Here is a 10,115-nt window from a genome sequence, read left to right as displayed (position 1 = left end):
GGGCCTTCTCGGCGAGCGCGGCATGGCGGGGCGATCGGCGTTGCGGGAGCACCGGTTTCGACGGGCGATCTTCCCCCGTGGTCGAGGCCGGGTCGGGCGGGGAGACGGCGCCGGGTGCCGGGGGCGTGCCAACGGCCGCAGACCCGGTCCGGTGGTGGCCGCGCGTAAGGCGTGTGGCGGGGTTCAACAGCTCGGTCAGCTCGTCGGGCACGAAGACCACCGCCCGGACGCCGCCGTAGACCGACTCGCTGAGATCGACCCGCAGCCCGTGGCGACGCACGTACTCGCCGACCACCGCCAGGCCGGTCTGCGGCGTCTGGCCGAGATCCGCCACCCGCACGGGCCGGCGTCCCGAGACGATCTCCCGCGCCCGGTTCAGGCGGAACTCCTCCATGCCCACGCCACAGTCGTCGATCTCGTAGACCACTCCGCGCTGCACCGACCGGATTCCGACCAGCACCTCGGTCGTCGACGGCGAGGACTGCGCCGCGTTGGCCAACAGCTCGGCGATGACGCTGATGAGCGGTTCGGCGACGTGAGCGACAACCGCGGTGTCCGGGCCGCCGGATGCGTGCACCCGCTGATAGGCGATGATCCGTGAGGCAGCCGCGGTCACGATGTCGGCTACGGCCACTGGCTCCTGCCACTGCTGGCCCGGCGATTCGCCGCACAGCACCGCGAGGTTCTGCGCGTAACGGGCCTGCTGCGCGGCCGCATGGTCCACGCGGTAGCCGCTCTCGAGCACATCCGGTGTCGTCGGATGCGCCAGCACCATGGCCGTGGCTTCTTCCTGCACCCGGTGGGACACGGCCTGCACGTTGCGCGCGAGCCCGACCGTCGCGGCCCGCAGGGCCTCCTCGCGGTCCCGGAAACGATCGTGGGCCTGCTCCACCAGCTTCGCGACGACCGCGCCGATCCGGTCCAGCACCCCGACGATCGCCTCGTCACCGGCGGCGTCCGGCAGTACGGGAACCAGATCACCGGCGGCCAAGGCGGGAAGCTGGCGGTCTGTGACGAATCGCACACCCTCCTCCCAGGCGACGATTCGTCGTTCACCGATCCGCAGCGCCTCCTGTGCCTGTCGCAGCGCGTCGCGCAGCTCGACGATCTGGCCGGCGATGCCGTCGTAGCGGGCCACGATGTCGGCGTTGCCGTCGAGGGCCGCCGGCAACGCGGGCGTATGCGTGCCCTCGATCAACGCGGGTAGCGCCTCGTGGGAGATGAACCCCAACGCCTGCTCGGCGACCTCCAGCCGCTTCTCCAGCTGACCGATGGTCTCGGCCTGCTCGGCGACTCGCTGATCCCGTTGCGCGAGGTCTGCGGTCAGTCCCCCGATCCGCTCCTGGAGGCGCCCAAGCTGCAGCTGGCACTCCGCCAACTGGGTGTCCCGTTGTGCCAGCTGCGCACGAAGCTGATCGGCGTGGCCGCGGGCGACGGCCACGACCGCCGTCTCCTTCCGGTGACGGTCGGCGAGACGGGCCGCCAGCCCGGCGAGGTACCGCCCGGACATCGTCGCATGACGTGCCACTGGCGATGAGGGGTCAGTCATGATCACCTGATGTCAATCGGGTACGGGACAGCGACCGGCGGCTCGGCCCGCCAGAACAACTGGGCCGCCACGGGCTGGCCCACGAACCATCGGCCGAATCTTAACTTTTGTAAACCCTCAGGGCAGTATGTCGCAGAAGGCTGCGTCGGATCGTAGCGGGGAGGCTGGCAAGAGGAGACCGGGACCAATCGGCTCGCGTCCAGAAGCGCCGATACCAGCGTGTGTGCCCGCGGGCTGTGGCGCAGTTCCTCGGGCGCTGTCTGCTCGGCGCTCAGCGGCGTCGTCACCGCACCGTCGAAATCACGCTGGTGGGCGTAGCCGCGGGCCGCCATGGAGGCGGCCTGCCATGACGGTGATCTCGTTGTCGTCGAGCAGTAGCGTTCGCCGCGACCGGCGCGTTGCCGGCGGCGTGCGCGGCGGCGACCCTCTGGCAAGGTAGCGGCGGCGGGCGGCGTGGGGGGTCTGTTGCGCGGGCTGCGGTCCACCCCGGCGGCCGGCATGATCAGGCGATGCGCCGCCGTTGCCAGCACGTCCGACCAGCCGTCCCGGTTTCGGAGTTCGCCGGGTTCCGGTTCCCACCGGAAGTGATCGTCCTGGCAGCCCGGTGGTACCTGCGGTACGGCCTGTCCTACCGCGACGTCGAGGAGCTGCTCGCGGAACGCGGCATCACCGTCGATCATGTCACGATCTACCGCCGGGTCCTGCGGTTCACTCCGCTGCTCGTCGAGGCTGCCCGGCCCTGCCGACACAGCACCGGGGACAGGTGGTTCGTCGGCGAAACCTACGTCAAGGTCGTCGGCCGGTGGACCTACTTGTACCGGGCAGTGGACCAGGTCGGGCAGGTCATCGACGTGCTGGCCGCCGAGCACCGGGATCTGGCCGCGGCCCGACGGTTCTTCACCCGGGCGCTGTCCCACAGCCGGAAGCCGGTCGAGGTGACGACCGACCGGGCACCCGTCTATCCGCGGGTCCTCGACGAACAGCTTCCCGCCGCCCACCATGTGGACGTCGCCCGGGCGAACAACCGGATCGAATCCGACCACAGCCGGCTCAAAGCCCGGCTTCGGCCGATGCGCGGGCTGAAACGGTTGCGCTCCGCCCAGACGATCAGCGCAGGGAATGCGCTGGTTCAGAACATCCGCCGCGGACACTACGAACTCGGCACCGACACCGACACCGACCCACGACTCCGACTGACGACCGCGTTCGCCGAGCTCACCCTCGCGATCTGATCACCGGCTCGGCAGGAACAGCCATGTCCAACCGCCCACAATGCAACAGACCCAGCTCGAGCGCTACCGGCTCGCCCTCGAAGCCGGCACCGACCCCACCCTGGTAGCCCGCTGGACCGCCACAGCCACCACCGAACGCGCCGCCGCCCAGGCCCAGCTACGGGCCACCACCGGCCGCCGACGCATGACCGAACAGGACATCATCGACATGGTCACCGCCATGGGCGACGTCGTCGCCGTTCTCACCGAGGCCGACCCGGCCGACAAAGCGGAGATCTACTCCCAGCTCGGACTCCAGCTCACCTACCAGCCAGGAGCCCACAGAGTGATCGCCGAGGCCCAGCCTCAAGCGATCATGTACAAACGAGAGTGTCCGAGGGGGGACTCGAACCATTACCCCACCACTGGTCACCCTCTCCGATGACCTCGTTCTCGCAGGTCGGCAGGGGTACGACCGATGAGCGCGCTGACCGGCGAGTACACAACGAATCATATCGAAAGTCGCGTCACGACGGATACGCTTCGGCCGGCTGCCAGGCCGGGGGCGGCGGCTCGCGGGGCGACCGTGATCATGGGCGGGGTTGTCGGTCAGAGTTTCCTGCTCGCGTTCGGGAACGTGTGGCTGCTGGCGTTGCGGCTCGGGGTCCCCGGATATGTCGCCCCGCTGGTCGCGCCGTCGGTCGACCTGTCAGTGGTCGGCCTGCTCGGCGTCCGGCGCGACGATGGCCACCGCGTACGGCGGCGGCATCCGCGGGTCCCACATCTGGTGGGGTGGTTCACGGTCACGCCCGCGACGACACCCCGTCCTGGTACTTGGCGACGGCCAAGATCGGTGGAGCGGTAGTATCGGCACACGGGCTGCGGGGGGGATGCAGCAACGCCCCGCACGCCCGGCAGCACACGAAAGAAAGCGCCCCATCGCGGCCCTCTTCCCAGAATGGACGGCTCTCGTCGTCCAGCAGCGGCAACGGACGCCGAACAGAATCCATCGCCAGTCGTTCGCTCATGGCGCTGCCCTCCACTGGTCCGCCGGTATCTGTCGCCTGGTGTGCCGTTCAAGGCCCGATCACGCACACCGGCCCGGTTCGCCGACCGCACGCCACTGAAGCGGCGATCTTCGACGAACCTCGACCAGCAGGCCCCACCATGTGATCACGCGGCCTCGGCCCGGCGGAGTCCAGCGTGCCCTACCTCCCCAAGATGATCGTCGGCGCCGCCGGCTTCGCAGCCCTCGCGGTCACCGCCTGGCGCTCACATGCCGCGCCCCGCGTGGCCTACGTCTTCTTCGCACTCACCGCCCTGATCGCCCTGGTCCTCACCCCACACCAGCCCACCGCCCTCGCCGCCGGCATCGCACTTCCCTGGCTCGCCCACACCGCCACCCGCCGCACCTCGGCATGATCACCGTAACATCTACAAGGCATGGCATCCGATCACCGGTCGATCACTCGACTTCCATGACATCATCGTCTCAGTCGACCGCACGGCTTCGACATTCGCAGCCGAGTTCGTCTCGGAGGCGAAAGGGGCGGCGATCGCGGGGCGTCAGATCGGCCGGTGCGGAGGCGAGAACGGCTGGTTGACGACCGCGTTCACCATCTCGGGGCCTGACGGCTCGGCGGCCCCGGCAGGCGGCCCTTGCCAGGGTTTCAGAGTACGAACCCGGGCGCTCGATCATGGATGCCCACGGTCACGGAGGTGCTCTCAGGTTGGCGAGCGATCAACGTCTGACGAGGATACCTGTCGTCGAGTGGGCGGTGACAGCCGGCGGTCCGACCGACGACGAGAAGTGGCGACTGAGCCGAGCGATCCATGCCGCCTGCGAGCAGAGCGGGTTCTTCTTCCTGCGACACCATGGCATCCCACCGAGCCTTCTGGAAGAAGTGTACGCGGAGGCACGTCGATTCTATTCGCAACCACTCGACGACAAACGACGATTCAGTTGTAGCGCCGACACCGAGTATCTCGGATATCGCGAGGTGGGGGCCGAGAGGAGCCTCACGCATTCAGGGCGCGAGGCGTGTGAACAATATCGAATCGGCTACGTCGCCGATCCCCCGACGGGGGGTTGGGCCGGTCTCTACCACCGACCGTTCGGCGCAGCGACCCGACTACTCGAACGATTGGCGACGATCGGCAACGAAATCCTTTCGTTGAGCGCGCTGGCTCTGAATCTGCCGGCCACGGTCTTCGATCCGCTCATGGAGAGGCCGATGCATCGTTTAGGCCTCAATCACTATCCCGTCGGCGCCGGGAGCGCCCTGGGGAACCGGGTGCACTACTCGATGACGTCACACGTCGATCACGCCTTCTTCACGATCTTGATGCAGAACGCGCCGGGTCTCGAGATCCTGGGGTCCGACGGCCGGTGGATCGACGTACCCGTTCGCCCTCATGAGCCGCTCGTGTTCCTCGGTGACTACCTCGAGAGATGGACGAACGGTGGGTACCGGGCGACCTATCACAGAGTGCGTGACGTCTCGAAGGACCGAATATCGCTCCAGTTCAAGCATCGGCCCACCTACAGCACGATCATCGAACCGTCCCAATTCGTCGACGACGAGCACCCATCGCGATATGAGCCGTTCGACACGGGGCGTCAGTACGCCGAACTCCTGCGGTCCCTGCTCGGCGTGTAGCGGCCGAGAACTGGCGTTCACACCATGCCGATGTCGACCTCGTTCGCCCAGCGCCTCCTGCCTCACGTTCATTCGATCGCGCAGGAGTTCGGGACGCCGTTCCACGTGTACGACGAGCTCGGGATCGTCGAGAGCGGCCAGGAGTTCAATGCGGCCTTCTCGGGCATTGACGGCTTCCGCGAGTTCTACGCCGTCAAGGCACTCCCCAACCTCCGCATCCTGGAGATCCTTCGAAACGAACTCGGGTTCGGCTTCGACTGCAGCTCGACGACGGAGCTCACAATGGCCCGACGACTCGGCGCATCGGGGAAGGACATCATGTTCACCTCCAACAACACGTCCCCCGACGAGTACGAGCAGTCCCTCGATCACGGCGGGTGCATCCTCAACCTCGACGATCTGACCTTCGTTCGCAAGCTCCCGCGCATGCCGGAGCTGATCTGTTTCCGCTACAACCCGGGAACGTCGAACTTCGGGAATTCGATCATCGGGGCGCCCAGATCGGCGAAGTTCGGACTGCGGCACGATCAGATGATCGCTGCGTACACCGAGGCACGCGCCCGGGGTGCGCAGCGTTTCGGACTGCATGCGATGGTCGTATCGAACGAACGTCGTCACCGCCGGATGGCAGCCATCCTCCAGATGTTGCTCGAGGTCTGCGGCGAGATCACGGCAGCCACCGACATACGGTTCGAGTTCGTCAACGTGGGCGGCGGCATCGCGATCCCCTACCGCCCCGGCGAGCGACCGTTCGAGTTGCAGGCGTTCGCCGATCTAGCGATCCAGCTCCTGGACGCGTTCGAGCGCGAGCACGGATACCGGCCGAAGATGTACATGGAGTGCGGCCGACTCATCACCGGGCCGCACGGGGTCCTGGTCACGCGCGTTCTGAACGTGATGTCGAAGTACCGCTCCTACGTCGGCGTCGATGCCTCGATGTCCGACCTGATGCGCCCGGGGATGTACAAGTCGGCGTACAACCACATCACGGTCGTCGATCGCGCCGGCCAGGAGTTGCGCGGGCCCCTCGGCGCCGTCGATGTCGTCGGCTCGCTCTGCGAGAACCTGGACAAGTTCGCGACAGACATTCTGCTGCCACCGGTGAAGGAGAACGACTACGCCGTGATGCACGACACCGGGGCCCACGGGCATTCGATGGGATTCCAGTACAACGGCCGGCTGCGGCCTCAGGAGCTCTTGCTCCGTCGCGACGGCAGCGTCGAGCTCATCCGCCGGTCCGAAACCGTGGACGACTATCTCAGGACCCAGCTCGACGTCGAGTCCCGACGGTTCACTCCAGCGGGCGGGTCTCAGCTTGATCTTTAACCTGTGTGGTGTTGGCGGCTGGTCATGGTCTTGTCTCGTTTGATGGTTTTTCCGACGTCGTAGTGGGGTGCTGGTCTGTGGTTGGTCGAGCCGGGAGGACGGCCGGGACCGGCTTTGGTGGGTTTCGGTGCGCTGGCGGGAAGGGGCATGATCGCGCGGAGGTTCCGGAACCCCCGGCGGACCCTGGCGGGGGTCAACCGTCCCGCTGCGGCGGGTTTCTCCCAGGGGCGGCGCAGGTCGGCGGCGAGGTGTCGGGCGAGGCGGAGTTGGGTGTGGGCGGCGATGATCAGCCAGGTCCAGAGGTCGGCGGCCTGCGGGGTGCGGATCTTCGGTCGGGTCCAGCCCAGGGTCTGTGTGAACAGTCGGAAGGTGTGTTCCAGGTCGAAGCGGCGCAGGAACGACTGCCAGGCGCGGTCGACGTCGGTGGCGGCGGTGGTGGTGACGGCGGAGGACCACAGCCACACGGGCTTGGGATCGTGGTCACCGGGCAGGTGGTCGACCTGCAGCCGGATGAGGGTCCCCTCGATGATCGGTAGGTCACCGGAGTGGTCGATCCAGCAGGTGCGGTGGGTCAGTCGGGGGTGCAGCCGATCCCAGCTGGTCGCGGTGGCCTTCCCGTAGCGGGTGGTGTCGGTGATCGTGGTGTGCTGCGGGTCCGGCCAGGTCGCGGGCGTGCCGAGGGCGAACTCGGGGCCGTGCTTCGGTGGACGGCCGTGGGCGCCGGGCTGCCGGGGTGGTGTCGGGAGTCGCAGCACCCGGTCGGAACGGATCCGGCCGAGCACCTCGACGGGCAGGTCAGCCAGGACGAACGCCAGCCGGGTCACGTCGTAGCCGGCGTCCATCACGATCAGGATGTTCGGGTCGCCGTCATGCCAGTGCCCGGCGGCGATCAGACGGCCCACGACCGCCCGGAGCTGGTCGGCGGTCACCACCGTGGCGTCGTCGGCGGGGCCGAGGCGCACCGCGCCCGGAACCGCGGTCCACGACGTCCGGCCGGACTCGAGAGCGGCGACGAAGGAGTACGGCCAGCCCGGGATCAGCTGGGACTGGTTCTTCGCACGACCATGAACATGGCAGAACAGCCGCTGCGCGCTGGTCGGTGCGTCCGAGCGCAGCCATGAGCTGACGTCGACCGCCAGCACCAGCCGTCCGTCGGCCGCCGAGGGCAGCGCAAGACCGGCGAGCGTGCGGCGAAGCCGGCCGATCTCCAACCGGCCGCTGTTCAGCCCGTCATACAACGCCCCGTGGCCACGACGGTGCTCCGGGGCCAGCGTCAGGTCGACCAGTGTCCTGACCGGCCCGTCGGTGCACAGCACCGTCTCGGCCACCTCGAACAGCACGTCCGCCCGGCGGGTCAGACAGCCGTAGAACTCTTCGCGGAAGCGACACAGCCTCCCCAGAGCCTCGACGCGTCCCGGTTCGTCCTGCACACTGCCCATCACGACCTTCGGCTTGGTCACGGCTTCTTTGGCGAGAGCACAATCTTCCGAAGGTCGTTTCACGTCACGGCGACACGCCGACCCACCCCACACCACCAGCAGTTATCACACAACGTGACGCTCGAAGGTTAAACGACAAGCTCAGAGGTCGAGGTCGAGGTCGATCGTCGCCGCGCCGACGGCGTCCACCCCGTCGGGCTCGAACAGCCGCTCGAGCTGACCGAGCACACCGGACACGTCCCGCGGTGGCGTCGTCGGCGCGAACAGCCCGTCGTGGGCCCATCGTTCGGGGTCGAGCCCGATCGCCCAGGCGTTCAGCCATGGCGCCGCGTCCAACGTCCGCCGCCGCACCGGCATGGTGTCGTCGACCGCGATGAGGAAGATCGCCAGAGCGACCTCCTCGACGACCGTCATCGTGATCCGGTGGTCGGCGACGAGCTCGTCGATCGTCTTGCCGGCCACGAGGTTGCGCTCGTAGGCCTCATGGAGGAACGGGATGCTGGCGTAGTCGACGAACGCGAAGCGGCGTCCTCGTCGGGCGCGGCTCTCCCACTGCTTGAACAGACGCTTGACCCGCAGGGCGAGCGGGTAGAGGTTCGCCGTCTCCGCGCGCACCGCTGCGGACTTGGCGGCATCGAGGTAGATCCCGTTGTAGATCTGCGGCGTGGCCGTCGTCCAGGCCAGCAGCGTGTCCCAGATGAACGAGACCGTCATGATCAGCGGCTCGCCGAAGTACGAGTAGGAGCTGTGGATGCTGTACTCGACCCAGTCGTTCTGGGCGAGGACGAACGAGTTCAGTTCGGCGGCCCGCGTCTCGTCGAACGCGCCGGCTGCGTCCTCCCCGAGCAGCGCGACCACCGCCGTGTTCTCGAAGGCGATCATGTTGGAGCCCGGCGAGTAGAAGGGATCGGCGAACGCGGCGGCTTCGCCCACGCACGCCCACCGGTCGGCGGAGATCACCAGGCTCGACGTATAGCTGAAGTCACGCGCGACGACGAAGTCCATGATCTCGTGGCGCGCCACTCCCGCGGCCACGGCGGGCTCGTGGCGCGCCAGCCAGTCGATCGCCCGCTCGAGGGTGTCCATCTCCTCGATGGCCTGCAGGGCGCCCGAGGACACGATGCCGACGCTCGTGTTCCCAGACCCGAGCGGGATCAGCCATACCCAGTAGCCCGGCCCCATCAGGTGGTTCGTCGAGAAGTAGCGGACGCGACCCGGGACGCGGGCGTGCCACTCCACCTGGGTGTCGGGGACGAAGTCCTCGATGTCGAGCCGGCCCCGGACCCGGAACCATGCTGCGTTGAACATGCCGTCGGTCTCCCGCTGGAGTCCGAGTTTGCGTTGCAGGAACCGCAACCGGCCCATCGCGTCGACGACCCATCGACACCGAACGGCACGCTCGTGACCGTCGCGGTCACGGAACGCAACCCGGTGCGGCTGCGCCCCGGGGGCGAGCTCGATGTCGAGGACTCTGGCGCCGGTCGCGATCTCGACCCCGGCGGCGACGTTCATCTCGTACAGATCGTTCTCCAGCACCCCGCGGTCGATCTGGTAGGTGGGGCACCGGCTGAACCTGCTGAGCCCGACCTCGGGCGCTTCCCACAGCGCCCGATCGGGCGCACCGAAGAAGTAGCGCAGGCCGAGCTTGGGCAGGTGGTGCTGCGCCATGTAGTCGCGCAGCTCGAGCAGCTCGGCGAAGTAGAAGCCGGCGATGTCGACCGTGGACTCACCGACCTTGAACGCCGCCACCGGCACGGGGTACGCCTGACCGTCGACGACGAGGACAGTGGCGCCCGGGTGGCGCAGCTTGACCTGGCGGGCGAGCGTGGCGCCCGCAAGCCCGCCGCCGCACACGACGATGTCGTACGTGTCGACCGCGTCGGCGGGATCGGCGGTCGGCTGCGGGAACAACGCCAAGGCTGGCCTCCTC

The 10,115-nt window shown here is 67.9% G+C and carries 10 protein-coding genes; 6 read left to right on the top strand and 4 right to left on the bottom strand.

Annotated elements, in window-relative coordinates; genetic code table 11:
- Nucleotides 1-1,510: ATP-binding protein (locus tag NBZ83_RS09425; protein ID WP_261574777.1), on the bottom strand; the 1,510-nt coding region annotated here is incomplete at its 3' end.
- Between the two features lie 548 nt (nucleotides 1,511-2,058).
- Here NBZ83_RS09425 and NBZ83_RS09420 point away from each other — a divergent pair.
- Genes NBZ83_RS09420 through NBZ83_RS09410 form a run of 3 tightly spaced genes read left to right on the top strand, consistent with a single transcriptional unit; the run spans nucleotide 2,059 to nucleotide 3,625 of the window.
- Nucleotides 2,059-2,781 carry an IS6 family transposase gene (locus NBZ83_RS09420; protein WP_261574776.1) on the top strand — a complete coding sequence of 241 codons (723 nt, stop codon included), beginning with the start codon at nucleotides 2,059-2,061 and terminating at the stop codon, nucleotides 2,779-2,781.
- A gap of 40 nt (nucleotides 2,782-2,821) precedes the next feature.
- The gene (locus tag NBZ83_RS09415) at nucleotides 2,822-3,205 is read left to right on the top strand and encodes a hypothetical protein (RefSeq protein WP_261574775.1); all 384 of its coding nucleotides are present in this window, start codon (nucleotides 2,822-2,824) and stop codon (nucleotides 3,203-3,205) included.
- A 33-nt stretch (nucleotides 3,206-3,238) separates the two neighbouring features.
- Nucleotides 3,239-3,625, top strand: coding sequence for a hypothetical protein (locus tag NBZ83_RS09410; RefSeq protein ID WP_261574779.1), 387 nt, complete (start codon nucleotides 3,239-3,241; stop codon nucleotides 3,623-3,625).
- Here the strand turns inward: NBZ83_RS09410 and NBZ83_RS09405 are convergent.
- Complete coding sequence (locus tag NBZ83_RS09405) at nucleotides 3,564-3,770, bottom strand: zinc ribbon domain-containing protein (RefSeq protein ID WP_261574778.1); 207 nt, start codon at nucleotides 3,768-3,770, stop codon at nucleotides 3,564-3,566. The genes NBZ83_RS09410 and NBZ83_RS09405 overlap by 62 nt on opposite strands.
- Nucleotides 3,771-3,963: 193 nt before the next feature.
- On the opposite strand from NBZ83_RS09405, the gene NBZ83_RS09400 reads away from it, so the two are divergent.
- The 3 genes from NBZ83_RS09400 (at nucleotide 3,964) to NBZ83_RS09390 (ending at nucleotide 6,746) form a co-directional block, all read left to right on the top strand.
- Nucleotides 3,964-4,182 (top strand): hypothetical protein, encoded by a 219-nt coding sequence (locus tag NBZ83_RS09400; protein ID WP_261574774.1) that lies wholly within the window; start codon nucleotides 3,964-3,966, stop codon nucleotides 4,180-4,182.
- Between the two features lie 308 nt (nucleotides 4,183-4,490).
- Nucleotides 4,491-5,420 (top strand): 2-oxoglutarate and iron-dependent oxygenase domain-containing protein, encoded by a 930-nt coding sequence (locus NBZ83_RS09395; protein ID WP_261553719.1) that lies wholly within the window; start codon nucleotides 4,491-4,493, stop codon nucleotides 5,418-5,420.
- Nucleotides 5,421-5,444: 24 nt separating this feature from the next.
- Nucleotides 5,445-6,746, top strand: coding sequence for a diaminopimelate decarboxylase (locus NBZ83_RS09390; RefSeq protein ID WP_261566368.1), 1,302 nt, complete (start codon nucleotides 5,445-5,447; stop codon nucleotides 6,744-6,746).
- Here NBZ83_RS09390 and NBZ83_RS09385 read toward each other — a convergent pair.
- Together NBZ83_RS09385 and NBZ83_RS09380 are read right to left on the bottom strand one after the other, a co-directional pair.
- Entirely contained in the window at nucleotides 6,743-8,185 is a 1,443-nt protein-coding gene (locus NBZ83_RS09385) for an NF041680 family putative transposase (protein WP_264763085.1), read from the bottom strand. The two genes, NBZ83_RS09390 and NBZ83_RS09385, sit on opposite strands and share 4 nt — an antisense overlap.
- 141 nt (nucleotides 8,186-8,326) lie before the next feature.
- Nucleotides 8,327-10,102, bottom strand: coding sequence for an NAD(P)/FAD-dependent oxidoreductase (locus tag NBZ83_RS09380; protein ID WP_261574772.1), 1,776 nt, complete (start codon nucleotides 10,100-10,102; stop codon nucleotides 8,327-8,329).
- Nucleotides 10,103-10,115: the final 13 nt, after the last annotated feature.

This window comes from Frankia gtarii (assembly GCF_025403375.1).
GTDB classification, from domain to species: domain Bacteria; phylum Actinomycetota; class Actinomycetes; order Frankiales; family Frankiaceae; genus Frankia; species Frankia gtarii.
Note: the sequence above shows the minus strand (reverse complement) of the source record. Positions and strands in the feature narration are given on the sequence as shown.